Genomic DNA, 25663 nt, shown 5'->3' with positions numbered 1-25663 from the left:
CCAGGGGAGCGGCGGCCTTCGATCATGCTTTAGTAACTTGCCGCAACTTAGCGCGGCACGCCGGGAATGGCATCCTTGTAATAGGATGAATAGCTTGAATGCAGGCGCTCTGGCGCGCCCGGATCGGCATATTTGCGCAGCTCGCCCATCTCGGTCTTGTTGAGAATGACGCCGATCGTCTTTGCGGCAATCTGCGGTTCCGACTGAAGCACGCTCTGCACGGCCTTGACCGGCGTGACACCCCATTCGGTGACGAAGATGAAGCCATCGACATAGGGCTCGAAGGCCTTCGCATCGATGACCGGGATCAGCGGTGCCAGGTCGACGATGATGACGTCGAACGTGTCCTTGATGCTTTCGAGGAACTGGCTCATGCCGGTCGAGGCGAGAAGCTCCGATGTATGGGCCAGCTGACGGCTGCGGGTGGTCATCGGCAGGATCGTCAGGCGCGAGCGGCGGTCGACGCGGGCGGCAGCCGTCCACGGAACCTTCTGCAGGACGACGTCGATCAGGCCAACATCCGGTTCGCTCGCCAGCATCTTGGAGAGACCCGGATTGCGCAGATCGCCATCGATGACCAGCGTGCGAACGCCGTTCGACGATATCAGGCCGGCAAGGTTTGCCGCGACCATCGACTTGCCTTCGCCGGGAAGGCAGGAGACGACGCCGATGACCGAGCATTTGCGACCCTGCAGCACGATATCGGCGGCAAGCTTGGCATTGCGCAGCGTTTCGGCAAACTGCGAGCGCGGCGCTTCGACGGCGACACGCATCTTGCGACGAAGCGCGATCGGATCGCCCTCCGGCAGGATCTGGCCGTCGATCGCATCGGCCGGCTTGTCGGAGCCGTTGTCGTCGGTCTGGGCGCTGCCAATCTTCGGGAGGTAACCGAGGAAGCGGACGCCGAGCTTGTCCTGCACGTCGGCGCCGGTGCGGAAGAAGCGCTCGCGAAATTCCAGAAGCGCTGCAAGTGCGCCGCCGAGCAGCAGTCCAAGCACGACGGACAGAGCCATGGTGAGCGTCTTGCGCGGGCTGGACGGCGAGATCGGCACGCCGGCTTCCGAGATGACGCGGGCCTTGGCGATCGGCAGCGACTGCAGCTGCGACGCCTGTTCGAACCGCTGCAGATAGGACTGGTAGAGCGTCTTCAGCGCATCGGCACGCTGCTGCAGCTCCTGCAACTGCACCATGGAGACATTGGCATCCTGGTTGCGGCCGGCCACGCTTTCGATGCTGGCGCGCAACGACTGCTCGCGCGAGCTTGCGACATCCAGCTCGTTGCGGAACGAACCGGTCAGCTGCTGCAACTCGCGCAGGATCTGTTGTGCCAGGTCCTGCTTTTCGGAGCGAAGTGCGACTGCCTGCGGATGATCGGCGCCGAACTGCTCGACCACGCCCTTTTCACGATCGTTGACCGTCGTGTAGCGCTGGCGAAGGTTCTGCAGCACCGTGTTGTCGGTATCGCGGTTGGCAACGACGGCGTTTTCGACGGCTGCTTCCGAGCCCTTGTCGATGATCACCTTGTACTGGTTGTAGCGGGCCTGGGCGCTGGCTACTTCGGCCTGCGCCGAGATCAGCTGGGTATTGAGATCGGACAGCTGCTGGGCCGACATCAGCTCGCCGCGCGGCGATACGAGGCCGTTGTCGCGTTTATACTGCTCGACCGTCAGCGATGCCTGCTGTGCGCGGATGTTGAGGTCGTTCAAACGTTCCTGGAGCCACACGGAAGCGCGCTCGGTCGCGTCGAAATTGGCATTAAGCTCTTCCGTGAGGAAGGAACTGGCATAGGTCTTGGCAAGCTGGGCGGAAAGAACCGGGTCTGGCGAGCGGACGGAGAGCGAGATGACCGAGCTGCGTCCGACGCGCTCGACGGTGATCGACTGCTGAAGGATGGCGGCAGCCTTTTCACGGCGCCCGGCGCGCACCTGGTCTTCGCTCGGCAACGGGCCGCCTGATGACACCAGCGAGACAACGCTTTTCACCATGTCCTTGGCAAGATCGACCGGCGATTTGGGCGGATCGACGATCAGGTCGTTTTCCGCAAACTTGCCCTTGTCGACGACGCTGAGCGCCAGCGCCTTGGATTTCAGGATCTCGACCGAACTGGACATGCGGTTGTCGATCTGCTGCGCGGTCTGGCCTTCGGTTTCCTCTTCCGCATAGCGGGACAGGTTGTCGTCCACCAATATCTGCGTCGCGGCCGTGTATTTCGGCTGCGCCGTAAACAGATAGGCTGCCGCAAGCGCGACCATGGCGACCACGCAGATGATGATCACGCCAAGCCGACGCATAGCTGCCGACCACAGCTTGTCGAGGTCGATGAACGTGTCAGTTTCTTTTTGCTCGTTCGGGAAGATGTTCATCGGCCTATAATTAACCTGGTCCATGGCTTTGTCCGCTTTCCGGAATTGTCGAGAGGAACGGCAGAAATGGACTGCCGTTCCTCGGGCTTTGGTCTGACTGCGACGTTGGAGCGGCCCTTAAGCCGCCTTAACCTTCGATTCGTGGTTGGCGAGAAGCTCCTTGACGGAGTGATAGATCTCCTCGCCCATATCGCTCCGCAATATCGCGAAGGCCACATTGGCTTCGATGAAACCGCGCTTGGAACCGCAGTCGAAGGTCCGTCCGGTATAGGGCTGTGCGTGGAACGGCTGCTTCTGCAGCAGTTTCTGCATGCTGTCGGTCAGCTGGATCTCGTTGCCGGCTCCGCGTTCCTGGCTTTCCAGCAGTTCGAAGATCTGCGGCTGCAGGATATAGCGACCATTAAGGTAATAGTTCGACGGTGCATCGGCCGGTGCCGGCTTTTCGACCATGCCGGTCACTTCGAAGCCGTGCTGCTTGCTTTCGCCGATCGCGACGACGCCGTAGCTCGACGTCTCCTCGGGCGCGCACTGCTCGACACCAAAGACGTTGCCGCCGACTTCCTCGTAGAGATCAACGAGGCCTGCCATGCAGCCGCGGGCGCCATAGGACACCATATCCGGCAAAAGCAGCGCGAAGGGCTCGTTGCCCACCAGTTCGCGGGCGCACCAGACGGCGTGGCCGAGACCGAGCGGAACCTGCTGGCGGGTGTAGCTGACGGTGCCGGCGAGCGGCAGCATCTTTTCGAGCTGGGTCACCTGAACCGTCTTGCCGGCGCGGGTGAGGCTGGCGATCAGTTCGGGATTGCTGTCGAAATAGTCTTCGATCGCAGTCTTGTTGCGGCTGGTCACGAAGATGATGTGCTCGATACCGGCCTGCATGGCCTCATCGACCGCATATTGCACGACGGGCCTGTCGACGATCGTCAGCATTTCCTTTGGCATCGCCTTGGTAGCCGGCAGGAACCGTGTTCCATTGCCTGCAACCGGAATGACCGCCTTGCGAACAGGTCTCATTTCCATAGTGTCGTTGTCCTTTCCGGGACGCCCCCGCCCCGTCGATCGGATTGTCAAGAAACGCCGGCAGCTCTTGCGAACCGGCGCATACGGACGGCAATCGGCATGCGCAGGTGCTTGAGCGCCCGCGGGTTGTCGATTGCCGTTTTCAGAATCCCGCCGAATGATCGTTTCTTGATCTCGTCGACGAGTGTGAGGAAGGAAGCCGCTTCGCGAATGCTCTGCGTGCGGCGGCGCTGGGCGCTCGTTGCCCGCGGCTCGAGAGAGAAGCGCTTGAGGAACTTCTCGTCGCCGGCAAGCATCGCCGTGAGATGTTCGGGTTTGAGGACCCGCGAGATCGAACCGTGGCGCAGATGGTAGACGTAACCGGCCTCGGGCTCGATGGCGCAGATGCCGCCGCTCGCGATCGCAGAGGCAAGCAGGATGTAATCCTCGCCGATCCGCAGGTTTTCGTCAAACCGCAGACCGTGCTCGTTGAGGAAATCGCGGCGGAAGATCGGCTTCATATAGCCGAAATTGAAAGTGCTGCCGAAGATGATGTTGGACTGGATGAAATCGGCGAGATCCAGCACCTTGCGCGTCTCGAGATCGGCGCGCGAAAACATCGCCGTGGGCTGACCGCCCTCGAGCGGGACGACATCGATATTGTCGACCACGATCCGAGCATCCATCGCCTCGGCGCGTGCGATCATCCGCTTCAGGCGCTGCGGATGGATCGTGTCGTCGGCATCGAGCACGGCGATCCAGCGGCCGGTTGCGGCATCGAAACCGGCATTGCGCGCGGCCGCCGGTCCGCCATTGGCGGGCTGGACGAGCAGCTTGACGCGATCGTCGCGATCGCGGCAGCGAAGCGCAAGCTCGCGCGTGCCGTCGCTGGAGCTATCGTCGACGACGATCACTTCCAGGGACACGCCGACCTGGGCGAGCGCGCTATCGATCGCGCTTTCGAGCGTATCTTGCGCATTGTAGGCGGCGATGACGAAACTGACATCGGGTGCGGTGACAACGGAAGTCATGTAGCCTCCACCATGCCGTACTGGCGGATCTCGCGCATGCCGAGCGTCCCCATGACCGAACCGGCGTGAAGTGCTGCGCGCAGGGCATAGCGTGTGCGGGTGACGGGAACGGCAACCGCTCCGACCGTCACCACGGCGCAATAGGCGAATTTCATCGCAGCGATTGCGGCCTTCTTGATCCGCGACAGACCCGCACTCTTTGCCGCAACGATGCGGCCATGGGTCTGGCCGGAGCGGAAGCGGCGTTTGGCAAGCCAGGAGAAGCTGGCGCGCTTCTGCGGCACCGGCTCTTCCAGCAGAGCGTCACGGGCAAACTCGATTTGTCCGCCGGCATCGGTCAGCTGGGTGAAATAATGCGTATCCTCGCCACCGCTCTGGCCGAGCGACAACGCGAACTTGCGGGCCGCGAGCTTCGGCGAGCGCATGTCGAGAAGCACGTTGCAGGTATAGCCGGTGACGATACGGCCATCGACCCACACGGGATTGGTGGAGTGGAAATCACCGCTGCGCATCCAGGCCGGAACATCATCCGGATAGATGGCGCGCACGGGCCCGAGGATAGCATCGGCCGACGTCGCTTCGGCGCGGTCGACAAGCGCTGCAAGCCATCCAGGACCGGCCGTCTCGTCGTCGTCGATAAAGGCCAGATAATCGGCCTGGCAGGCAGCAAGGCAGGCATTGCGCGCAATCGAGATGTTCGATTTCGGGCAGTGAACATACTGGATCTCGAAGGGTGAGACGGCTTTCAGCCGCTCCACCAAGGCTTGCGCACTTGGCTCCGCGTCATTGTCGGCAACGATCAGCCGGACCTGCGTGTGTTCGGGCACGTCGAGCGCGAACAGCGACCGCAACGTGACCTCCAGTTCCGGACGCCGATAGGTACAGATGCCGATATCGATGCGGAGCTTGCCGCTGCCAGCCACGATCATGCACGCCTCCTCGATTTGATGCCGATCAGTTCCAGCCAGAAGCCTGCCGACCAGGCAAAATGCATGATCATCGCCGACACCGCAGCAAGCGGACCGAGCGGGTTATTTTGGCCCACAGCCATCCAGACGCCATAGCCGAGGCAGGCGACCGCCCAGACAACCAGCGGAATGGCCGCCCACCAGTAGAGGACCGCAAGCACCGCGCCGATCACAACAGGTGCGACCGCCAGCGGAATGGCCTGGCGGATCTTGGGGATCGACCGATGCTTCAAAAGGTTTTTCGCCCGGCCGCGGCCATAGCCGAGATACTGCCGGAACAGCGCCGACGCGGTGGAACGCGGATAATAGGTCATGTAGGTCTTGCCGGTCATCCAGATGCGGAAGCCGGATTGACGAAGGCGGAAATCCAGTTCCGCATCCTCGTTATGGCTGAAGCTCTCGTCGTAGCCGCCGACAGCCTGAAACGCGAAGATGCGCATCAGGGCGTGGTGACCGTGATCGACCCATTCGCCGCCGCCGCCGGCCCGGTGCTTGGAGCCGCCGTTGCCGAGCTTGGAATTCTGCGCCGCAGCCGTTGCCCGCTGAAACAGGCCAAAGCCGACCGTTTCCATGCCGACCACGATGGAATCCGCCTCCAGCGATACCGCTTCCTGCAGAAGCGTCCGACAATAATCGTCGGGATAATCGCCATGCGCGTCGATGCGGATCAAATATTCGAACTCCGCGCCGAAGCGCTGGACGGCGAGATTGATCGCCGCACTCTGGATGCGCTTGGCATTGTGCATCAGCGCCACGTTGGGCAGTTCCTGCGCGACGCGAAGGACGATCTCCTGCGTGCCATCCTTGCTGCCGCCATCGGCAACGACGATCATGTCGCTGGCCGAGCTACGCTGCTGGTCGAGCTTGCGCAAAAGCGGCTCGATGGTCTTTGCCTCATCAAGGCACGGGACGACGATCAGTGTCCGGATCAAGGACAGGTCGCCATGGGAAACATCGGCATTCGAAGGCACACGCATGACCTATCTCACCTCACGACTGCACGGTTGAAACGGCCGGTACCGACGGTACGGCCAGCGAAATATTGCGATTGAGGCCCGCAAGCCTGTCGACCAGGGCGCGGCAATCGTCAGCATCAGTAACCCACTGGCTGCGATCGACGGCCGCAAGCCGGGTGAACCGATCGAGGTAGAGTGCGTCGGTCATGCCCGAGAACAGGGTTTCCAGATCCGAAGGCGTCGCGTTGTCGAGAAGGATGCCGATATCGCGCTTAGCCACAAAGCGGCCGGTCTCGGTGCGCGACAGCGCGATGGGGACCGCGCCATGCAGCCCGCCTTCATAGAGGCGGTTCGGCAAAAGCCACTCGGAGTTCAGCCCTTCCTCGAAGAAATCGATCGCCCAGGTGAATTGCACCTCGTTGTAGATCTCCGCCAGATCCTCCGGATTGCGGTAGGGACCCTCAAACCGAACGAACGGCGCGTTCTTCACCTGCGCGTCGAAATCGGCAAACTCGCGATAGGCCGGCCGTCCGCGGATGATGACTTCGACTCCGCCGTTCATCTTTTCGGCAAAGGCGGTCAGGATATCGAGCGACTTGCGGCAGCGGATCGCACCGAACCAGCCGATCTTCCAGGGGGCACCCTGCTTCGGCAGACGTGGTTGCGGCTGTGTGACGGACGCATCGCCCAGCTGCAGGACCTTGTTTTCGAGCAGAAGCACGGGAAGATCGAGCCCCGATTTTGGCTTGAAGAAATTCTCGACAAAGGCCGGCGAGCTGGTGATCAGCAGCCGGGCCGACTTTGCGAAATGCCGCTGCACGGCACGCAGCACCCGGCCCTTGGCACCCTCGTCGAGCAGCAGGCGGTGAATATCGAGACATTCGTAGACGACGGGCACGTCGCCGCCGAACAGCGACGCGGCGCCATCGGCGAGAACCAGCATTTCCAGATTGCGGGCGATGATGACATCCGGCATCGGAACGCCGACAAGCCTCTTTTGCAACTGCATCCGGGCAGCAATCACGGCCTTGATGCGCTGGCTGAACTGTCCGTCCTGCGTTGAACCGAGATCGATGGAGCGCACGCCTTCCTCCTGACCCAGCAGGTTTCCCGCGCGCCTGAAGCCTGCGACCGTGACGCTGGCGCCGCCGGTCTTCAACGTCAGCACCCGCCGGCGAATGGCCGGGTCGGCAAGATCATGGGCCAGATAGAGGACCTGCAGTGTCACGTCGTTCAACTCCCTGTCGAAAGATCAGTCGAGCGTGCAGAGCACGGATTGCGGGAAAGCACAGTCTTCGCCGAGCGCCGTATAGGCGATGCGATCGACTTCCATCGTGGTGGGGCCGGAATAGGCGAACGGGCCCATCCAGGATTTCAGCGTATCACTGCCCCACAGGCTCAGAAAGATCTTCTGGGCGTTCTGCGGGATCTTCGACGGGTCGGTGACTTCCTGCACCAGCTTGCCGTTGAGGAAGTAGCGCAACCGCTCCGGCTCCCAGATGAAGGCGTAGTCGTTGAAGCCCTTGTCCGCACCACCGGCAACGGGAACGATCTTCTCGTTCTTGCCCTTGCCATTGATATACTGGTTGAGCTGAACCTGATCGACATTCTTGCCGAGCACCTCGAAGTCGATCTCGTCCCACGGCTTTTTGTCGGTCGGGCCGATATAGGTGAAGAAGGCTGAGTTGAGGCCAGGACCGGTCGCCGATTTGTAGCGCGCCTCATAGGTACCGTAACCGAAGCGGGCGCGGGTCTGGATCTCGCCGCAGACGTTTTTGCGGTCCTTGTTCTGGCGCTCCTCGAAGGTGAGCTTCAGATTGCCGCCATCGGTCGTCACCTGGCGCTGCGACCAGGTGCAGTTCTGATGAGCGCCATTGTTCCAGCCGTTCGAAACGAACCAGAACGACCGGTCGAGCCGATCAAAATTCTCGACGAAAGACGTGCCCTTGGCATCCGGCTGCGGCTTGCCGCCCGGATGGGGTTTGGTATCAGGACGGTGCTTTGCGGCCGGATTCTGCGCTTGGGTCGCCGGAGCTTCGGGGGCTGGCGGTGCCTGGGCATAAGCTGGAGCGCAGGCGAGCACTGCCAACGCGGCGACTGCCGTTGCAGCGGCTCGGAAAGCGGGTCGAATCTGTCTGGCTGGTGCCGTCATGTTTCACCTCTTCTGTGGGTCAGGGCGGGCTCGCGGCCATGCGCGGAATGCCCGGACGAATTGGAGTTCTGTGTCTGCGCAAGCTTTGCCTTGCGGCCGCGACTGCCCGTCAGCGTCTGGTAAAGGCCGGGCATAAGGCGCGACACCAGCGCATTCGAAATCACCAGGATCACGAGGGCCGAGGAAATCGCGCCGACATAGAACAGCGGGTAAAGCTGATCGCCCGCAATGCGGTTCCAGACCATCCACATCACCACGAGCAGCGGGTAATGGGCGCAGAAGATCCAGAAGCTGAGGCTGCCGGTGGCGGCCAGCCGTTTGCCGAGCGTCGAGCGGATGGCGAGCGCCGACATCAGCCAGAAACCGCCGGCACCGATGATAGACAGTGCGTTGCGCAGAAGCTCAAGCGACCAGGAATAGTCCGGTCCCGTCTGATAAAGCGCGATCGACAACAGGACGGCGGCGGCCACAACCAGCGCAGTGCCGGGAACGGCAAAACGGTCGAGCGCCGAGAGATCGATCCGGTTCAAAGCGAGGAAGATGCCGAAGGTAAAAGAGAACAGGATCGACTTCTTCAAAACGATGAAGAGCGTGAGATCCGGCAAGATCGCCACCACGAACAGGATGACCAGCGTCGGCACCGCAGCCTTGCGCACGAAGAAGGCAAGGATTGGCGACAGGGCGATGCAGACGACAAGGTCACGCAGGAAATAGAGCGGGATGTCGACGGGAAAATTCTCGCTCGCAAACGCATAGTTCGCCAGTTCACGGGAGGATGCATTCCACAGGTCCGGGAAATACCCGATGCCCATGCCGGCGCGCTGCACCAGAAGGACGACGGCGAACAGGCCGAGGTTCCACAACAGGAACGGCACAAGCACGGTTCGCGCCTTGGATTGCATCACCTTGCCGTAGTCGAAAGCATCCCAGCCACGGCGAAACAGCAGATAGCCGGAAATCGCGCTGAGGCACGGTACGCCGATACGAAACAGGCTGTCGCCAAAAAACACGCGGAGCCAATCGAAGAAACCGTTCTGGCCGAGGAACGGGCTGGTCTGCGGATCGAACGGGACGTGGACGAACACGATGCCCGAGATCAGAAGGATTCGCATCAAATTGATACGGGAGGAAATGGTTTGATCAACAGTCAAACGAACTACCCTTTTTGGGCGGCGCCTCCCGTCACCACCGTTTCAATCAGAGCAGACTTTGAGCCCGCATTTTGGAGTGCCAAGGATCAGGTGCAGTTTGGCACAAAATGTGGCGGCGCAGCGAAAAGCCGGGATCCGCCCGGTCCGCAGCGGCATCCCGTTACCCGTTCCATTCGCGAGTTCTACTTTCGCGAGTGCTGAAACGCTATGGATTCCGGGGGGATCACTGATTTCTTATGCTGCACTGCACAACAGAGAAAAAAATCAATTCGTCGTGAAAATAACTTCGACCTCAGACGACACTCAATCAAATCGGTTCGCATACTCGCCCGATTGCGGCGCGATTAAGGCGAAAATGCGTCTCAACGATGAGGCAAGGGCATCCTTCGTTATGCAGGAGGTGCATCCGCAACCGACCCACCACGACGCCGCTTGACCATGCCGATTATTTTTTTGACCAGCGCCCTTTCCGTCACGAGGAACATGGCGCCGTAGAGCACGCCGCCCACGACAGCGCCGACCAGAAGCTGGAGATAGGGGCTGGTGAGCTGTGCTTCGAACGTGGAAAGGGTGAGCCGGACCCCGACGCCCATGACGAGCGAGGTCAGCATCGACCGGCTGCTGGTCATCAGACCCCAAAAGAACGGAATGCCGTCGACCCGGAACACGGCCCAGGAATATCCGACCAGCGTGATGGCGTTGACGACGCAGAGCGCCACCATCGCATCGACAAGGCTGCCATAGGTGGCGCCGAGGATGATGGCGAGTGTCGTTGCAATGGCGCGCAGCACTGCCGACCAGAACAGCACGCGGCTTTGGCCGGTGCCCTTGAGATAGGGAATGAACGTGCTGCAGGGCGTAACGATCGCTTTTGACAGCGCCAGCAGGCCAAGCACCGGCCAGGCATAGGCCCATTGCGGCCCGAACAGCACCAGCATGGCCGGTTCCGCCACCGCCCAAAGCCCGAACATGGCAGGCGCCAGCACCACCGTCATCACCTGGGTGGACAGCATCAACGCGTCGGTGCGGCGCTTGCGGTCATCTCCCATCAGGCTGAAGGCCGGGAAAAGCACGCCCATCACCGCCGACAGCACGACCTGGTTCGGAATGCTGGCAAACCGGTTGGCCGCCGAATAGGCCCCCGCATCGGCAAGCGTCAGCATCCGCGCGATCACCACCATCGGCGCCTGGAATGTCACGAAATTGGCGATCTCGGACCCCATCAGCCCCGAAGAATAGCGCACCAGCGGGCCCATCCGCTCCGGCTTGATGACGAAACGCGGCACATAGCGCGTGATCGAGTAAAGGCCGACAAGCCGGATCACGGCCGAGGAAAACAATTGCACGACCAGCGCCCAGATGCCGAAACCCATGAAGGCGAGCGTAAGCGCGACCAGTGCCGCCGTGGTTTCCGACACGGTACTGAGGATCGCGTCCTTGCTGAAATTCATCTCGCGGGCGAGCAGCGAATAGGCGACATCGGCCGTCAGCTGCAGCGGAATGAGAAAAGCCATGATGCGCAAGAGATCGGCGCTTTGGGCCGCCCCCATCCAGCTGCCGATACCGCTCGCGCCGAAGTAAAGGATCACCGACATGGTCAGCGACATGGCGAGATTGGCCCAGAAAACCGTGTGCACGGTATCCATTCCACTGTCCCGGTCGACGATCAGCGCCGAGGTCAATCCGGCCCCTCCGATCATCGCCAAAAACTGCACAACAGTGAGCGCCACAGCCACCGTTCCGAAATCTTCCGGGGTCAGCAGTCTTGCCAATATCGGTACAGTGACAAATTTCAGCCCGAATGTGGCGGTCTTTGACAGCACACTCCAACCGACATTTGTCGTGATCGTCTTCACGCCTTGGGTTGGGGCCATCTTCGAATTCCTATTGTTGGATACTGATTGAGAGCCAGCGTGAAGCCGCAATCCAAGCCGTCCAGGCGGCTAGCGGTTTGCAATTCTTGAAAAAAGCAGGGGCAGAAACATGGCGACATTCACCGTAATTATTCCATTTTATCAACGGGAACCGGGTATCCTTACCCGGGCCCTGCAATCTGTTTTCAGCCAGAGCTTCGTGGATTTTGATATCATCGTCGTGGACGACGAGTCACCCCATAACGCAAAAATCGAACTTCAGGACGCCGATCCGACCTGGCTCGAGCGCATCCGAATCATCGAACAAAAGAATGGCGGGCCGGGGGCGGCGCGCAATACCGGGCTGGACGCGGTGCCCGCCGAAACGCGTTTTGTGGCGCTTCTCGACAGCGACGACGTGTGGCTTCCGGATCATCTCACCAACGCATTCGAGAGCATGAGCCGCTTCGGCGCCGAGTGCTACTGGGCCTCGATGCAGGCGAGCGAAGAGTTCTATTACCACTTCGGCATGGCGCAGTTGGAGAAGACCGAAGGCGGCACACGGCTATCGGAAAAGCCGCTCATCATCGAGCTTCAGGACCTGGCAAGCGTCATGCTGCGCAACTGGAGTTTCCTGCATCTCACCTGCATGGTGATGTCCCGCCCGGTCTTCGAGGCGGTCCGCTTCGAGCCCGAACTGAGACTGGCCGCCGAAGACGTGCTGTTCTTCTGCGACTGCATCCTGAAATCGAAACGGACGATCCTGTGCGACGAGCCGGGCGCTGCCCGCGGCATGGGCATCAACATCTTCCATTCGATCGACAACCAGTCGCCGGAATTCCTGCGCCAGCAGTTTAACACCTGGGTGGCGCTCGATACGCTGGAACAGCGTTTCAGCAACAGGCCGGGCGACGTCGCGTCGATTGCAGGCTACAAGAACACCGCAAGACGGCAGGCCCTGTGGGGCCAGGCCGGACGCATGAAACGGCGCCAAAGCCCGGAATTCGGCCTTCTGGCCAAGTGGGTGATGCGCGACCCGGCGCTTATCCGCGCCGCCTTCGAACTGGCAGCGGGAAAGCTCGGCATGGGCACGCGCGAGCGCTCGGCTACGTAAACTTTCCATTCCTTACAAAGACTTCACTCCCATCAGGAGGCTTCTATGCAACCTTATTACTGGGCATCCCACCACGGCAATTTTGGTGATGACCTCAATCTCTGGCTCTGGGATTATCTTCTCCCGGGCTTTCGCGACGTCCATGCCGATACGATGCTGGTCGGCGTCGGCACCGTTCTAAACCCCGTCCTGCTGCCGCCCGGGCAGAAGAAACTGGTGATCGGCAGCGGTTATGGCTACGGCGAGGCACCCGATATCAACGATCCCGAATGGGACGTGCGCTGCGTGCGCGGACCACTGACAGCCGCCAAGCTTGGTCTTAGCCCCGACAGAGGCATCACCGACCCGGCAGCCCTCATTCCCGACATGCCGGAATTCCAGAACCTGCCGAAGATCTACAAGAAGACCTTCGTTCCGCATTGGGAATCGGCTGAATTCGGCATGTGGCAATCGGTCTGCGAGCCCGCAGGACTGACCTGGCTCGACCCGCGCGGCGAGGCGAAATCGGTCATCCGGGCGATTGCCCAGTCCGAGATGATCGTTGCCGAATCCATGCACGGCGCGATCCTGGCGGATGCATTCCGCGTTCCGTGGATTGCGGTCAGCACGTCCAGATCCATCAACAATTTCAAGTGGAACGACTGGGCGCAATCGGTCGGTGCGACCTACAACCCTCACTTTGTGCCGGTTTCGACGCGCGCCGAGGCCGTAGCGAAGAAAACCAAGTTCTGGGGAATGAGCTTTGATGGCGGTGGCCAGCAACAGCCGGCCCATCACCAGCCTGCAAGCGCAGACGCATCGGTGATGACGCGGACCGCAGCCCCCGCGGCATCGGCCCAGACAGGCCTTCGCGGCATGGCAAAACAGGTTCTTGCAGCACCGTCCATCCTGGCGCTCTGGCAGGCAAGCCGGACCGAGCCGCAGCTCAGCCCGGATGCAATGCTTCAAGACAAGAAGCAGCGTTTTCGCGCTGTTCTCGACGAGATCCGCCGCGACTACTTCTGAGCGACGGCAGGGTCTGCTGCTGCCGGGACACCGGGCAGCAGATAGCGCATGGCAAGCGGCGTGGCGACCGGAACCGGTCCGCCACGTCTCGCCTCCATCTTGTCCAGCAGGATCGCCTGCGCGACATAGGGCAGGAACTGCGGCCGGCCGAACATGTAGCTAGCGGCTGCGACAATCCCCGAATTAGACTTGGTATCAAGGAAGGCGCGATGCTCGTAGCGTTCCCGGATGTGGTCGCGGTGACGGGTAATCACCGCCCTCGCCTGCGTCGGCAGCAGCGGATCCGACAGGATCGCCTCGTCCGCTTCGTATAGCGTCTTGAGGTCATGGGTGCGGTGGCGGCTGCTGAGCGAATCGGCCCTGACGACGGCGCCGTAGCCGCAATGCTCGATCACCTTGTAGCGCGCACCCTTGGCCAGAGCCCGCAGATAGAGATCGTAATCCTCGCCAAGCCTCAGGCCCTCGTCGTACCGAAGACGATGGGCATCGAGGAACGAGCGACGAATGATCGGCTTCAGAAACCCTGTCTCGCCGCGCGGCTTTCCGCGCTCGGAAATATTGCCCTCGACGAATTCGATGAGCGAAATCGTCCGCGCCCTCGACTCGAACTTTTCGGGCGGCACTGCGGCGGCAGGATCGGAGATGAAGGCGATGTTGTCGGCCAGCATGTCCCAGTCGCCAAGCGCCAGCATTGGCTCGAACCGTCCAGGAAAGAAGAAATCGTCCGCATCGAGAATGGCGATCAGCGGCGCACTGGAGGCGGCGATCGCCCGGTTTCTCGCAGCAGACGGGCCCTGGTTCTTCTCCAGCGAGATGATCTGCAACCGCCCGCTGCCATCATCCACACTGCGGGCAGCGCCGGCCGTGTCGTCGCTCGAGCCGTCATCGACCACGACGACTTCGCTGACAAGCGCTTCATGCAAGGCGGACCGGACGGCGGTGGCGATCGTGTCTGCTGCGTTCTTGGCTGCGATGACGACGCAAATCGTCTGAACATCGGGGTGGGCCGTTGCGCTCTCCATGAGACTGTCTCCATCGTTCGTCGTGCGAGCACCTGAACGCAGGAAGATGGCCTCCATATGGAAGCACTGCAACAAAAACCGAAATGGGACTGAGAGCGCCGGCTAGATATCCCGGGCAGGCAGGTGTGACGTCACGTCGGACGGAAGGTTGGAAACCTCTCTGGAGCGCGCAGCGACGGCGGTATCTGTCCGACCCCTGCTACCCGCGAGCTTCTCGCGGTGAACGAGGTAAACGATGCCAACGAAATAACCCACCTGGATAATAACCGCGCAGAGGAGCGTGTGTATAAATGCTGTGTAGACGGACCCGCTGATGAAAAAGGACGCGAGCGCGAAAACGACCAGGACGCAAAGGATACTTATAAATACGCGCGGCGCATACATGATCGCCCTCCCGAGCAGCTTATAGTTCTTGGCTTCTAGACGCAGGCTCCTCCCTGCACCGTCACGATAGGACCGGCAGTAGTCGGATGCAAGCAATACAGCATCTGCTATGCCGAGTATTAATGAAACTTTCGTAAGGTTTGCCGGTTCCCTGCCCCGCCTCGGCAGTTCCTTGCGATTAGCGTGAATGGTTTCTTACCTTGGTACCACAGCGCCCAATCGCATTTTCGCCACAATTTGGACGTGAAGCTCGCCGTCTGGAACATTCCGCTGCTGGATGTCGCAGAGTCCGGGTCACCGGCGTTCAACTTTTGTTACAAAGGTGACGAGGCCCGACGAAGCCATATTGCGCTGCATCATTGTATTGCGGTGCGAAATGCGTAGGCCTTTGGTCTTATACGCAAGCTACTTCCTGGCCCTGCGCAAAGAAGCAATCACAGGTTTAGCTCTGGACTGGCCCTGCGCAGAAGCCCCCCAATACGCTAATGGCACGGGTATTATTCTAACTCCGGGTATAGTTGCCAGAAAAGAACAGTAGACCTGGGGTGGCTATTCAATCGATTGTAAAAAAATCGGAGTACTGATCGGATTTCAGCGCACATCGACCCGCATCGGGACAGCGCTCCCGGAAAAAATTGGCTGGCATCAAATTCCGAACACAGACTTATTATCAAATTGTCGACGAAAAGACCCGCCGAAAGGCATCACCGACTATCGCAAAACCTAAATGGAGTTACCCTCTATGAAGTCAGCGACACGTTCGGCTAGTTCGCCGTTTGTAGACTCCGACCAGGCCTTCGGTACCCTCCCGATCGGTGGCCTCGCTAAACGCAGCTTCGATATGACCGCAGCTGCCTGCGCGCTGATCCTGTTCAGCCCGCTATTCCTGATGATCATGGCCCTGGTGAAACTCACCGACAAGGGCCCTGCTTTTTATGGCCATAGCCGCATTGGCCATAACGGACGCATTTTCAAATGCCTCAAGTTCCGGACCATGGCGACCGACGGCGACGAATTGCTGCGCACCTATCTGCGTGACAATCCGCATGCCGCCGAAGAGTGGCGTCAGACGCGCAAGCTGAAAGACGACCCACGCGTGACGAGCGTTGGCAAAGTCCTGCGCAAGCTGTCGCTCGATGAGCTGCCACAGCTGCTCAACATCGTGCGTGGCGAAATGAGCGTGGTTGGACCGCGTCCGGTCGTGGACGAGGAACTGAAAGTCTACGACTCGTTTGCCGTCTATTACCTCCGCACCCGTCCTGGCCTCACAGGCTTGTGGCAGATCAGCGGTCGCAACGACGTGTCCTACGAGACCCGCATCGCTTTCGATACGCAATACGTCCAGAACTGGTCGTTGGTTCGCGACATCGCCATCATTGCAAAGACCATTCCTGCCGTCTGCTTTGCCCGCGGCAGCTATTGATCTGATGTTCCGTTGATAGCCTGAGAAATCCTGGTCGGTCACCGGCCGCAAGAAAAACCAAGAACAAGTCACCAGACGAACTCAACAGTCGAAACAAGCGCAAGCCGACCTCCCACGGATTTGCGTTTGAATGCGATTGAAGGACCCGTAGATGTTGAAGAACGATCATTCGAAAAGCGGTTCGCCGGCGCTCCTTTTTGCAGCCGGCGCCCTGCTGCTGAGTTCAGTCGCGCCAGTCCTGGCGCAGGACAAAGCCCCGAAGACCACACAACAGACCTCCACTGAGGCCGAAACCGCAACACCTGGCAAGGCTGCGGCACCCAAGACCCCTGCAGCGGCTGCCGCAAGCGGTCCCGCCAGCGGCGGCTATAAGCTCGGCGTCATGGACAAGCTGCGCATCCGCGTGGCCGAATGGCAGCCGGCCGATGGCACGGTGCGCGACTGGGACGTGGTCGGCGGCGAATACACGGTCGGCCCGTCCGGGGCGCTGTCGCTTCCGTTTATCGGCGATCTCGACGCAGCCGGAAAGACGACCGCCGAAGTTGCCGGTCTGATCGGCCAGCAGCTGCGCGACAAGTTCGCACTTCGAAACCTGCCCTCTGCCTCGGTTGAAATCAGCCAGTACCGGCCGGTCTATCTCGCAGGCGACGTCACGACCCCGGGAGAGTTTCCCTATTCCCCAAACCTGACGGTGCTGAAGGCGGTAAGCCTTGCTGGCGGCTTGCGCCGTTCCGACGCGGGTCAGCGCTTTGCCAAGGACTTCATCAACGCGCAGGGCGACGTTGCCGTCTACGACAACCAGCGCGGCCGCCTGATTGCCCGCCGGGCACGGCTTGTGGCCGAGGTTTCCGGATCGCGCGATCTGCCGATCCCGGCGGAGCTGAAAGACGTTCCCAATGCCGCGCAGCTGATTGCCAGCGAGACATCGCTGATGAAATCGCGCCGCGACCGCTATGAGCTGCAGCTGCAGGCCCTCAACGAGCTGCGCAGCCTTCTCGAAAGCGAAGTGAAGTCGCTCGCGCAAAAGACAGAGACGCAACAGCGCCAGCTCGATCTCGTGTCGGAAAACCGGGACAAGATGTCCCGGCTCACCGAACAGGGTCTGGCTACCAGCAGCCGCCTTCTGACCATCGAGGAGCGCACGGCCAGCATCCAGTCGACCCTGCTCGACATCGACACGTCGACCTTGAAGGCAAAGCAGGATATCAGCCAGGCGAACCAGGACGAGATCAACCTGCGCAACGACTGGGAAGCAGACCGGGCAAAGGAGCTTCAGGATACCGAAGCGGAACTCGAAAAGCTCGGCCTGCAGCTGACCACCAGCCGCCAACTGATCTCGGAGGCAGTTGCACAGTCCGCCGAGGCGCTGCGCTTCGACCCGAGCAAGACAGCCGCGACGATCAAATACACCGTCGTGCGCGACGAAGGCGACGGCCCCAAGGAAGTGGCCGTCGACGAGAATGCCCGTCTGATGCCGGGCGATGTGGTGAAGGTGACCTCCGAACTGCTGATGCAATAGGGGTAACCGGATGAAGATTGCCAAGTCGTCCCTGATCGACCCGGAGAAGAACGAGATTTACGGGATTGCTGCTGTCGCGCTGTCCTTTTTCGTCTTTGCCTATTCGAGCAGGTTCGGGCAGATCTCGATCCTTGCCTATTACGGCGTATGGTTCCTTCCGGTCGTGACCGACTACCGACGGGTGCTGGGCCGCTATTCCCGGTTCCTCTGGATCTTCTCGTTCGGCATCTTCTGCTTCATCTCCGCTTTCTGGTCGCCAGCCTTTGGCGTGTCGCTGCGCACGGCCATCCAGTATCTGACGCATATCGTCTGCGCATTGATTGCCATGCGGATGCTCAGCACAAAGACGCTGCTGCGCGGCGGCCTGATCGGAACCGGGATCGTGCTCGTCTATTCGATCCTGTTCGGCACCTATCTGATGGACGCGATGGACAATACGTTCAGCTTCGTCGGCGCATTTTCCTCCAAGAACCAGCTGGGTTTCTTCGCGTCGCTCGGCGTGATCTTCTCCTATGCGGCGGTGATGCTGTTTCGCATGCGCGGCATCTGGATGATCGGTGCCGGCGGCAGCGCGCTTCTGTCGGCCTATTGCCTCCTCGCCTCGCAGTCTGCGACCTCTGTCATCACCACAGCCGGTGTCGTGGCGCTCTGCATCGGCCTGCAGGGGTTCATGTTCTTTTCGCCGAAGCACCGACGCGGCTTCTTTGCGATTGCGCTCGTGTTCGGGCTTGCCGGCATCGTCGGTGCGCTGCAGTTCGGCGCGATGGATGCGATCCTCGGCGTGTTCGGCAAGGACTCGACCCTGACGGGCCGCACCTATCTATGGCAGCAGGGCATTGCCGCCGCTGCACAGTCTCCCATCATCGGCATGGGCTACCAGGGATACTGGGTTCCAGGCGCCTCCGAGGCCGAACGCCTCTGGCAGGAATTCTTCATTACCGGCCGCAGCGGATTCCATTTCCACAACACCTATATCGAAAGCATGGTGGAGACTGGAATCATCGGCACGGGCCTGCTTGTCTTCATCCTGATCGCCTGCCTCACCGGCCATCTGAAACGGCTGCTGACCATCTCGCGCACGCCGGAATCGCTGCTGTTTGTCGGGCTGTCGACCCTGCTTGTGATTCGGTCCTTCGTGGAGATCGACATCCTCAACCCATACCAGGTGGGGTCTTTCCTGTTCTACTTCATGGCCGGTCGTCTGACGCTGGCGGTAAGGCCGGTCAAGGCAAAGGCGGACCGCCCTCAATACGGTTTCATGCCGAATTCACCCACGGGGCCCGAGCGCGGGCAAAATGGCGAACCGGGCATTCCGGCAGGCTGACACGCCCGAACGGGCGTCGAAGGACGTGAAGACAATGCCTACTCTCTATTCGATCCAGTATCTGAGAGCCTTTGCGGCGCTGGCCGTGGTGCTGTTTCATGCCGGCGAGAAAAGCGGCCTGCACTTCACCATCGGTGCGGCGGGTGTCGACGTGTTCTTCGTCGTCAGCGGCTTTATCATGATGGCGATCAGCGACGCCCGCTCGGCAAGTCCCGGCAAGTTCTTCAAAAACCGGCTGCTGCGCATCGTGCCGATCTACTGGGCGGCGACGCTTCTGATGATCGCCGGCGCCCTCGCCGGTGCGTTTCCAAACCTCGTGCTGAGCCTGCCGCATGTGCTGGGCTCGCTGCTGTTCCTGCCCGTTGCCTCGCCCAGCACCGGCGCACTCTGGCCTGTCCTCGTGCAGGGCTGGACGCTGAACTACGAGATCTTCTTCTACGCCGTGTTTGCGCTCACCCTGTTTGCGCGCCCATCGGCCCGGCTTCCGTTGCTGGCGCTGGTGTTCGGAACGCTTGTCGCAATCGGCCTCGTCATGCCGCCCGAAAATCCGTCGGTTGGCTTCTACACGGCCCCGGTCATTCTGGAATTCGTGGCAGGTGCAGCACTTGCGAAACTCTGGCAGCGCGGCGCGGTCCCGCCGGCCACGATCGGGCTGGCGCTGATCTGCCTGTCGATCGCCGGGTTCGCGGCGATCCAGATTTTCAAGCTTGAATTCGATGCGTGGTCCTGTGGACCGCTTGCGATCATGCTGGTGACCGGCGCGCTCAGCCTTGAAAAGAGCCGCTCGGTCCCAAAGATCCCTGCCCTCGCCTATCTCGGCGATGCGTCATACTCAATCTACATCTGGCATACGTTTGCGGTCTCGGTCGCCGTCAAGATCCTGTCGTCTGCATCCCTGCCGCCTGTCGCGGCAACCACGATCGCCGTGGTCGCCGGCACGCTGGTCGGCGTCCTCGCCTATGAAGCGCTGGAGCGGCCGATGCAGGCACTGGTGAGGGGAAAGCGGACGGGCCTGTGGCGCCTTCCGGCGAAGCAGACAGAAAGACGACCGGTCCCTTGACCGGCCGTCCGTTCATCGTGGTGAGCCGCTAACTCAGGCGTATTGCGGCGGATCGTCGTTTTCATCCGGGTTCGGCACCGGATCTTCATCCGGCAACCTGTCGGGCTCCGGCTCACCGATCGGAGGGACCGGCGGAGCGGGTGTTGGCGGGATTGGGCCGGGTACGGGTTCAAATGGATCCTGGGCCATGGGCACTCCTCTCTCTGTTGACTAAAGGGAACATCGCAGATTCAGGCTGCCATGCGTTCCTCGACCGAACGCCAGTTCACGAGCTTGTCGAGGACGGCGCGGATATGCTCCGGCTTGCGGTTCTCGTAATCGACGTAATAGGCATGTTCCCATATATCGATGCCGAGATAGGCGGGACGTCCGACGGCAATCGGGTTCTTGCCGTCCTCATAGCCGATCAGTGCCAGCTTGCCGGCGTCATCACTAGTGAGCCACACCCAGCCTGTGCCGAAGACCGTATCCGAGATATCGACGGCGCGCTTGATGAAGCCATCATAGTCGCCGAACGTCTCGTTGATCGTCGTTGCCAGCTCGCCCTGCGGTCGGTTCGGGCCACCGGGAACGAACTGATCCCAGTAGGCCACATGGTTCCAGGCCTGGGCGGCATTGTTGAAGATCTTCTTGTCCGCATCGGCATCGGACTTGGCTGATTCCACAACGATCGCCTCAAGATCCATGTCGGCATATTTGGTGCCGGTCGACAGCGTGTTCAGCTTGTCGAAATAGGCCTTGTGATGCTTGCCGTAATGCAGGCCCACGGTCTTTGCGGAAATGACGGGTGCCAGATCGCCCTCGCCGAATGGCAGCTTCGGCTGTGCAAACGGCGCGGCGGCCCGTGCGATATTGGGAATTGGAAACACCGCAGCGGCCGCTGTGAAAGCGGTTGCGGTGAGAACGGTTCGACGGTTGAGTTCCATGAATTGAGCTCCTTCCCTGTTGTCTCTGGAAGGAACAACCCCTTAGGCGCCCATCGGTTTCCCGATTTCGCCGATTCCGCCTGACAATTGCGTGTTGTGAACCGCCGAGGTCATGCGTCCGGAACGTTGTCCTTGAGCTCTTTGATCCAGATCCGGCCATTGCCATCCGACGGCGCCCGCCAGTCGCCGCGCGGCGAGAGCGAACCGCCCGACGTCACCTTCGGCCCGTTCGGCGACGCGGAGCGCTTGAACTGGCTGATGGTGAAGAAGCGGAACAGGAACGTCTCCATCCATCGCTTGATGACAGGCAGATCGAACTGCCGCTTCTTCTCCTCCGGGAAATGCGAGGGCCAGGCGCCAGCGCCCGCATCCTTCCATGCCTGCAGCGCCATATAGGCGATCTTCGACGGCTTCAGGCCGAACCGGGTGAGATAGTAGAGCGTGAAATCATGCAGATCGTAGGGGCCGATCTTGTCTTCGGTGCTTTGCATGGCCCCGTCGGCGCCTGCCGGCACCAGTTCCGGCGAGATCAGCGTATTGAGGATGCGCTGCAGCGTTGCATTGGTTTCATCATCGAAGCTCTCGGCCTCGATGACCCAACGGATGAGGTGCTGAATCAGCGTCTTCGGCACCGAAGCGTTGACGTTGTAATGGCTCATCTGGTCGCCGACGCCGTAGGTCGACCAGCCAAGCGCGATCTCCGACAGGTCGCCGGTGCCGAGCACAAGCGCGTTGCGCTGGTTGGCAGCGCGGAACAGGAAATCGGTTCGCAGACCCGCCTGCACATTTTCAAACGTCACGTCATAGACCGGCTCGCCACCGCTGAACGGATGTTTGAGATCGTGCAGAAGCTGGGTGGCAAGCGGCTTGATGTCGACCTCTTCGGCCGTAATGCCCATGCCGCGCATCAGCGCCCAGGCGTTCGATTTGGTGTCATCGCCGGTCGCAAAGCCCGGCATGGTAAAGCCGAGGATATCGGTGCGCGGCCAGCCGAGCTGATCATAGGCCTTGGCTGCGACCAAAAGCGCATGGGTCGAATCAAGGCCGCCTGAAATGCCGATGCAGAGCCGCTTGATGCCGGTCGATTTCAACCGCTTCATCAGCCCCTGGACCTGGATGTTGAAGGTCTCGTAGCAATCCTGGTCGAGCCGTTTCGGATCTGATGGCACGAACGGATAGCGCTGGATGGCCCGCTCCAGATCAAGCGTTTCTTGCGGCCGCTCGAAGTCGAACAGGACGCGCCGGAACGTCTTGCCTGCCGTCAGATGCAGCGTTGCGGCATCGTTGAACGTGCCGGTGCGCATTCTCTCGAGACGCAGCCGCTCGACATCGATATCGGCGACGCACATCTGCGGGCCGGCCGGAAACCGCTCGGTCTCGCCCAACAGATCGCCCAGTTCGTAGATGCAGGCCTGGCCGTCCCAGGCGAGATCGGTGGTGGATTCGCCGGGGCCTGCGGCCGAATAGAGATAGGCGGCAAAGTTGCGCGCCGACTGGGTGGCGCAAAGCAGCTTGCGCATCTCCGCCTTGCCGACGGTGATGTTACTGGCCGACAGGTTGGTGAGGATCAGAGCACCGGCCATCGCGCCGAAATCGCTCGGCGGCGCTGGCAGCCAGACGTCTTCGCAGATCTCCACGTGGAAGATGAAATCGCGGATATTTTCAGCGGCAAACTGCAGATCGATCCCGAAGGGCACCGATTGTCCGGCAACCGAAATCATCATGTCGCGCACGCTCCGGCCGGATGCGAACCAGCGCTTCTCGTAGAATTCGCGGTAATTCGGGATATGGGTCTTCGGCACCACACCGAGAATGCGGCCTGCATGGATGACGACGGCGCAGTTGAACAGACGTCCTTCGTGACGCAGCGGAGCGCCGACAAGAAGCACGGGAAGCAGCGCCTTGCTTTCCTCGACGATCGTTGCAAGCGCGCTTTCGACCGCATCGAGAAGAACGTCCTGGCCGAGCAGGTCGTCGATCGAATAGCCGGAAATGCCAAGTTCCGGAAACACCATCAGCGCAACGCGGCGCGCGTGACCTTCACGGGCGAGGTCGAGCGTCGCACGCGCGTTGAAATCCGGGTCGCCGAGTTCGCAGACCGGCGTGCAGGCGGCGCCGCGAATGAAGCCGTGGCTATAGGGCGAATGGAAATTCATCTGGCACTCCGAAGGCATGGTCATTGGCCGCGATCGTGACGTCTCGCATTTGCGACTGCCCGAGACGCCTACCTAAATCATTGGCCTGTATAGCACCTCTGTAAACACGCGCCAGCATAGCGACATCAGAATCGGGTGACGTTGGAAATGGCGACGGCGATTGGCAAAATCGAATTTCCGTGACAGCTTGTCCGAACGTGTGACCGCACACGGTTTTTCCCGCATGCAATTTTTCAAGAAAGCCAAATTCAAACGTCATATTTTGGAGCGTTGTCATGTCCGTACTGGATGATCTTCTTCGCCAGAAAGCTGAGATCGAGGCACGCATTCTCGATGCCCGGGCGCAGGAAATCGATCGCCTCAAGCTGGAATTTGCCCTCCTTGCGCTCAAGCTGCGGGAGCTGAACGGTCTGCCGAAGCCGCTTGTGGACCTGTTCACCGACAAGGGAGGAACGTTCAACTCATTCCGGGCGCTGAACGTCAAGAAGCCATAGCCGCCAGCGTCAGAGGACCCTGCAATGGACCTGGCGCAGCTTGCGAAAAATTTAGCTCTCACCGAGCGGACACGACTGAAGATACTGCGTTCGGGCTTCACCGTCAGCGGACACAAGCTCTGGACGGATGAGGAAGACCTGATCTGCCGGATCTTTCATCCCGATTACTTTGCCATAAGCCAGGTTCTGCATGCCCGGTCGAAAAAGGCCATACAGACACGCTGCCAGAGACTGGGTCTTGCACCACGCCGGCAGGCCTGGGGATGGTCGGCCCGGCAGAAATTGCGCAGGCTCTATCCCGACGCAGGCCGGAAAGAGATCTGCGACGCGTTTCCGGGCGTCAGCTGGGACCGGATCCAGGCGGCGGCCCGCTATTACGGTTTTCGCCGCAGCCGGAAGCCCTACAAGCTGACAGGCATTCCGGCGCTCGATCAGCTGCGAAGCCGCTGCTACGCCATCCGGTGGATCATGCGCGATATGGATGAAGAGGCCGGCACCGGCCAGTATTTCCAGACCCGCGGATACAAGAGCCGCTACCCGGATTTCAAAGCCATCGACAAGGGCGTCCGGGCGCTCGGCGGCCATCTGGAAGTCCGCTGGGACGACGCAAAAGGCGGGCATGTCCCGCCGGACATACCCGCCTTTCAAACCAGCCTTGGGAGGCTAACTCGTTAGGTCGTTCAGGCTGCGGCCTGGGCGCTCGCATTGAGCGGGATCTCGACGTCGATCTCCAGGATAGTGCAATGTTCGTCGCGATCCATCTTTACCGTTACGCGGTCGGCGTCCAGCTGGACGTGCTTGGCGATGACGGCCAGAATTTCCTCGCGTAGCACGGCGACCAGATCGGTGCCGACAACCATGCGTTCATGAGCAAGCAGTACCTGGAGACGCTCGCGGGCCGCGGGCGCCGATTTCGGCCTGTTGAAAAGGCGGAACATGTTCATGCGGCCTTCCTTCCGAAGATCTTGCCGAAGAGACCGCGCTTTTCGCCCGGGATGGTCATTGGCAGGACCTCGCCGGCGAGACGCCGCGCGGCATCGAAATAAGCCTGGGCCGGAGCGCTCTTGGCGTCGGCCAGCGTCACCGGCGCACCGATGTTGGAGGCACGCAGCACATCCATGCTTTCCGGAATGATGCCGATCAGCGGGATCGACAGGATTTCCAGAACGTCGTCCACCTTCAGCATGTCGCCACGCTCGGCACGGTTGACGTCGTAGCGGGTCAGCAGAAGATACTTTTCCATCCGCTCGCCGTTTTCGGCCTTGAGCGTCTTGGAATCGAGAAGACCGATGATGCGGTCGCTGTCGCGCACCGAGGAGACTTCCGGATTGGTGACCACGACGGCCATATCCGCATGGCGCATGGCAAGCGTTGCACCGCGCTCGATGCCGGCAGGGCTGTCGCAGATGATCCAGTCGAAGTAGCGCTTCAGATCGGCCATCACGCGCTCGACGCCTTCGGATGTCAGGGCATCCTTGTCGCGTGTCTGCGAGGCGGGCAGCAGGAACAGGTTGTCGAGGCGCTTGTCGCGGATCAGGGCCTGCGGAAGCTTCGCATCGCCCTGGATGACGTTAACGAGGTCGTAGACGACCCGGCGCTCGGCACCCATGACGAGGTCGAGGTTACGCAACCCGACATCAAAATCGACGACGACGACCTTTTCGCCGCGGCTGGCAAGCGCCGCGCCGAGGGCCGCGGTCGAGGTCGTCTTGCCGACCCCTCCCTTGCCCGAAGTCACAACTATGACTTTCCCCATACCAATC

General features: G+C 60.8%; 24 protein-coding genes. 8 read left to right on the top strand and 16 right to left on the bottom strand.

Annotated elements, in window-relative coordinates; genetic code table 11:
• Nucleotides 1-47 precede the first annotated feature (47 nt).
• The 9 genes from ACQY1J_RS06285 to ACQY1J_RS06245 all read right to left on the bottom strand — a co-directional run bounded on the left by ACQY1J_RS06285 (nt 48) and on the right by ACQY1J_RS06245 (nt 11494).
• Nucleotides 48-2387, bottom strand: a complete 2340-nt coding sequence (locus tag ACQY1J_RS06285; protein ID WP_113166844.1) for a Wzz/FepE/Etk N-terminal domain-containing protein — start codon at nt 2385-2387, stop codon at nt 48-50.
• A gap of 93 nt (nt 2388-2480) precedes the next feature.
• Nucleotides 2481-3383, bottom strand: a complete 903-nt coding sequence (locus ACQY1J_RS06280; protein WP_430250971.1) for a UTP--glucose-1-phosphate uridylyltransferase — start codon at nt 3381-3383, stop codon at nt 2481-2483.
• 47 nt (nt 3384-3430) lie between these two features.
• Nucleotides 3431-4393 carry a glycosyltransferase family 2 protein gene (locus tag ACQY1J_RS06275; protein WP_430250970.1) on the bottom strand — a complete coding sequence of 321 codons (963 nt, stop codon included), beginning with the start codon at nt 4391-4393 and terminating at the stop codon, nt 3431-3433.
• On the bottom strand, nt 4390-5322 hold the full coding sequence (locus ACQY1J_RS06270; RefSeq protein WP_430250969.1) for a glycosyltransferase: 933 nt from the start codon (nt 5320-5322) through the stop codon (nt 4390-4392). Before ACQY1J_RS06270 ends, ACQY1J_RS06275 begins: the two co-directional genes overlap by 4 nt.
• Complete coding sequence (locus ACQY1J_RS06265; RefSeq protein ID WP_174197067.1) at nt 5319-6338, bottom strand: glycosyltransferase family 2 protein; 1020 nt, start codon at nt 6336-6338, stop codon at nt 5319-5321. Before ACQY1J_RS06265 ends, ACQY1J_RS06270 begins: the two co-directional genes overlap by 4 nt.
• 13 nt (nt 6339-6351) lie before the next feature.
• Nucleotides 6352-7545 (bottom strand): glycosyl transferase family 1, encoded by a 1194-nt coding sequence (locus tag ACQY1J_RS06260; protein WP_430250968.1) that lies wholly within the window; start codon nt 7543-7545, stop codon nt 6352-6354.
• Between the two features lie 24 nt (nt 7546-7569).
• Entirely contained in the window at nt 7570-8469 is a 900-nt protein-coding gene (locus tag ACQY1J_RS06255) for a family 16 glycosylhydrolase (RefSeq protein ID WP_430250967.1), read from the bottom strand.
• A complete protein-coding gene (locus ACQY1J_RS06250; protein ID WP_430242115.1) occupies nt 8466-9620 on the bottom strand; it encodes an acyltransferase family protein in 1155 nt (384 codons plus the stop codon). The genes ACQY1J_RS06255 and ACQY1J_RS06250 overlap by 4 nt, the downstream gene beginning before the upstream one ends.
• A gap of 389 nt (nt 9621-10009) precedes the next feature.
• Nucleotides 10010-11494 (bottom strand): lipopolysaccharide biosynthesis protein, encoded by a 1485-nt coding sequence (locus ACQY1J_RS06245; RefSeq protein WP_430250966.1) that lies wholly within the window; start codon nt 11492-11494, stop codon nt 10010-10012.
• 109 nt (nt 11495-11603) lie between these two features.
• Here ACQY1J_RS06245 and ACQY1J_RS06240 point away from each other — a divergent pair, with 109 nt between their 5' ends.
• Together ACQY1J_RS06240 and ACQY1J_RS06235 are read left to right on the top strand one after the other, a co-directional pair.
• Nucleotides 11604-12587, top strand: coding sequence for a glycosyltransferase family 2 protein (locus ACQY1J_RS06240; protein WP_430250965.1), 984 nt, complete (start codon nt 11604-11606; stop codon nt 12585-12587).
• Nucleotides 12588-12632: 45 nt separating this feature from the next.
• The gene (locus tag ACQY1J_RS06235) at nt 12633-13592 is read left to right on the top strand and encodes a polysaccharide pyruvyl transferase family protein (protein WP_430250964.1); all 960 of its coding nucleotides are present in this window, start codon (nt 12633-12635) and stop codon (nt 13590-13592) included.
• On the opposite strand, the gene ACQY1J_RS06230 is transcribed toward ACQY1J_RS06235, so the two are convergent.
• The gene (locus ACQY1J_RS06230; RefSeq protein WP_430250963.1) at nt 13583-14614 is read right to left on the bottom strand and encodes a glycosyltransferase family 2 protein; all 1032 of its coding nucleotides are present in this window, start codon (nt 14612-14614) and stop codon (nt 13583-13585) included. The genes ACQY1J_RS06235 and ACQY1J_RS06230 overlap by 10 nt on opposite strands.
• A gap of 102 nt (nt 14615-14716) precedes the next feature.
• A complete protein-coding gene (locus ACQY1J_RS06225) occupies nt 14717-14998 on the bottom strand; it encodes an exopolysaccharide production repressor protein (RefSeq protein ID WP_082472025.1) in 282 nt (93 codons plus the stop codon).
• A gap of 742 nt (nt 14999-15740) precedes the next feature.
• On the opposite strand from ACQY1J_RS06225, the gene ACQY1J_RS06220 reads away from it, so the two are divergent.
• From ACQY1J_RS06220 to ACQY1J_RS06205, 4 genes are all read left to right on the top strand, one after another.
• A complete protein-coding gene (locus ACQY1J_RS06220) occupies nt 15741-16421 on the top strand; it encodes a sugar transferase (protein WP_430250962.1) in 681 nt (226 codons plus the stop codon).
• 151 nt (nt 16422-16572) lie between these two features.
• Nucleotides 16573-17940, top strand: a complete 1368-nt coding sequence (locus ACQY1J_RS06215; RefSeq protein ID WP_092659470.1) for a polysaccharide biosynthesis/export family protein — start codon at nt 16573-16575, stop codon at nt 17938-17940.
• A 10-nt stretch (nt 17941-17950) separates the two neighbouring features.
• Nucleotides 17951-19264 (top strand): O-antigen ligase family protein, encoded by a 1314-nt coding sequence (locus ACQY1J_RS06210; RefSeq protein WP_174197073.1) that lies wholly within the window; start codon nt 17951-17953, stop codon nt 19262-19264.
• 34 nt (nt 19265-19298) lie between these two features.
• Nucleotides 19299-20324, top strand: coding sequence for an acyltransferase family protein (locus ACQY1J_RS06205; RefSeq protein ID WP_430250960.1), 1026 nt, complete (start codon nt 19299-19301; stop codon nt 20322-20324).
• 33 nt (nt 20325-20357) lie between these two features.
• On the opposite strand, the gene ACQY1J_RS06200 is transcribed toward ACQY1J_RS06205, so the two are convergent.
• From ACQY1J_RS06200 to ACQY1J_RS06190, 3 genes are all read right to left on the bottom strand, one after another.
• Nucleotides 20358-20513 (bottom strand): hypothetical protein, encoded by a 156-nt coding sequence (locus ACQY1J_RS06200; RefSeq protein WP_092659468.1) that lies wholly within the window; start codon nt 20511-20513, stop codon nt 20358-20360.
• A 41-nt stretch (nt 20514-20554) separates the two neighbouring features.
• A complete protein-coding gene (locus ACQY1J_RS06195; protein WP_430250959.1) occupies nt 20555-21250 on the bottom strand; it encodes a superoxide dismutase in 696 nt (231 codons plus the stop codon).
• 110 nt (nt 21251-21360) lie between these two features.
• Nucleotides 21361-23406 carry an NAD(+) synthase gene (locus ACQY1J_RS06190; RefSeq protein WP_209902158.1) on the bottom strand — a complete coding sequence of 682 codons (2046 nt, stop codon included), beginning with the start codon at nt 23404-23406 and terminating at the stop codon, nt 21361-21363.
• A 275-nt stretch (nt 23407-23681) separates the two neighbouring features.
• Here ACQY1J_RS06190 and ACQY1J_RS06185 point away from each other — a divergent pair, with 275 nt between their 5' ends.
• Complete coding sequence (locus ACQY1J_RS06185; protein ID WP_430250958.1) at nt 23682-23900, top strand: hypothetical protein; 219 nt, start codon at nt 23682-23684, stop codon at nt 23898-23900.
• Nucleotides 23901-23924: 24 nt separating this feature from the next.
• Nucleotides 23925-24575, top strand: coding sequence for a hypothetical protein (locus ACQY1J_RS06180; protein WP_430250957.1), 651 nt, complete (start codon nt 23925-23927; stop codon nt 24573-24575).
• A 5-nt stretch (nt 24576-24580) separates the two neighbouring features.
• Here the strand turns inward: ACQY1J_RS06180 and minE are convergent, their stop codons facing one another.
• Both minE and minD read right to left on the bottom strand, forming a co-directional pair.
• On the bottom strand, nt 24581-24844 hold the full coding sequence (gene minE / locus ACQY1J_RS06175; RefSeq protein WP_062461607.1) for a cell division topological specificity factor MinE: 264 nt from the start codon (nt 24842-24844) through the stop codon (nt 24581-24583).
• The gene (gene minD, locus ACQY1J_RS06170; protein ID WP_062461610.1) at nt 24841-25656 is read right to left on the bottom strand and encodes a septum site-determining protein MinD; all 816 of its coding nucleotides are present in this window, start codon (nt 25654-25656) and stop codon (nt 24841-24843) included. The genes minE and minD overlap by 4 nt, the downstream gene beginning before the upstream one ends.
• Nucleotides 25657-25663 lie beyond the last annotated feature (7 nt).

It is taken from the genome of Neorhizobium sp. DAR64860/K0K1 (assembly GCF_050500205.1).
Classification (GTDB): Bacteria; Pseudomonadota; Alphaproteobacteria; order Rhizobiales; family Rhizobiaceae; genus Neorhizobium; species Neorhizobium soli.
The sequence above is the reverse complement of the archived record's forward strand: the minus strand, read 5'-3'. Positions and strand labels throughout refer to the sequence as shown.

Excerpts from the sequence above, each read along its gene's own strand:
- minE (WP_062461607.1), bottom strand. The coding sequence starts at position 24,844 with ATGAACATGTTCCGCCTTTTCAACAGGCCGAAATCGGCGCCCGCGGCC.
- ACQY1J_RS06245 (WP_430250966.1), bottom strand. The coding sequence starts at position 11,494 with ATGGCCCCAACCCAAGGCGTGAAGACGATCACGACAAATGTCGGTTGG.
- ACQY1J_RS06235 (WP_430250964.1), top strand. The coding sequence starts at position 12,633 with ATGCAACCTTATTACTGGGCATCCCACCACGGCAATTTTGGTGATGAC.
- ACQY1J_RS06225 (WP_082472025.1), bottom strand. The coding sequence starts at position 14,998 with ATGTATGCGCCGCGCGTATTTATAAGTATCCTTTGCGTCCTGGTCGTT.
- ACQY1J_RS06210 (WP_174197073.1), top strand. The coding sequence starts at position 17,951 with ATGAAGATTGCCAAGTCGTCCCTGATCGACCCGGAGAAGAACGAGATT.
- ACQY1J_RS06230 (WP_430250963.1), bottom strand. The coding sequence starts at position 14,614 with ATGGAGAGCGCAACGGCCCACCCCGATGTTCAGACGATTTGCGTCGTC.
- ACQY1J_RS06285 (WP_113166844.1), bottom strand. The coding sequence starts at position 2,387 with ATGGACCAGGTTAATTATAGGCCGATGAACATCTTCCCGAACGAGCAA.
- ACQY1J_RS06190 (WP_209902158.1), bottom strand. The coding sequence starts at position 23,406 with ATGAATTTCCATTCGCCCTATAGCCACGGCTTCATTCGCGGCGCCGCC.
- ACQY1J_RS06185 (WP_430250958.1), top strand. The coding sequence starts at position 23,682 with ATGTCCGTACTGGATGATCTTCTTCGCCAGAAAGCTGAGATCGAGGCA.
- ACQY1J_RS06220 (WP_430250962.1), top strand. The coding sequence starts at position 15,741 with ATGAAGTCAGCGACACGTTCGGCTAGTTCGCCGTTTGTAGACTCCGAC.
- ACQY1J_RS06200 (WP_092659468.1), bottom strand. The coding sequence starts at position 20,513 with ATGGCCCAGGATCCATTTGAACCCGTACCCGGCCCAATCCCGCCAACA.
- ACQY1J_RS06275 (WP_430250970.1), bottom strand. The coding sequence starts at position 4,393 with ATGACTTCCGTTGTCACCGCACCCGATGTCAGTTTCGTCATCGCCGCC.
- ACQY1J_RS06205 (WP_430250960.1), top strand. The coding sequence starts at position 19,299 with ATGCCTACTCTCTATTCGATCCAGTATCTGAGAGCCTTTGCGGCGCTG.
- ACQY1J_RS06265 (WP_174197067.1), bottom strand. The coding sequence starts at position 6,338 with ATGCGTGTGCCTTCGAATGCCGATGTTTCCCATGGCGACCTGTCCTTG.
- ACQY1J_RS06195 (WP_430250959.1), bottom strand. The coding sequence starts at position 21,250 with ATGGAACTCAACCGTCGAACCGTTCTCACCGCAACCGCTTTCACAGCG.
- ACQY1J_RS06280 (WP_430250971.1), bottom strand. The coding sequence starts at position 3,383 with ATGGAAATGAGACCTGTTCGCAAGGCGGTCATTCCGGTTGCAGGCAAT.
- minD (WP_062461610.1), bottom strand. The coding sequence starts at position 25,656 with ATGGGGAAAGTCATAGTTGTGACTTCGGGCAAGGGAGGGGTCGGCAAG.
- ACQY1J_RS06270 (WP_430250969.1), bottom strand. The coding sequence starts at position 5,322 with ATGATCGTGGCTGGCAGCGGCAAGCTCCGCATCGATATCGGCATCTGT.
- ACQY1J_RS06215 (WP_092659470.1), top strand. The coding sequence starts at position 16,573 with ATGTTGAAGAACGATCATTCGAAAAGCGGTTCGCCGGCGCTCCTTTTT.
- ACQY1J_RS06180 (WP_430250957.1), top strand. The coding sequence starts at position 23,925 with ATGGACCTGGCGCAGCTTGCGAAAAATTTAGCTCTCACCGAGCGGACA.
- ACQY1J_RS06240 (WP_430250965.1), top strand. The coding sequence starts at position 11,604 with ATGGCGACATTCACCGTAATTATTCCATTTTATCAACGGGAACCGGGT.
- ACQY1J_RS06255 (WP_430250967.1), bottom strand. The coding sequence starts at position 8,469 with ATGACGGCACCAGCCAGACAGATTCGACCCGCTTTCCGAGCCGCTGCA.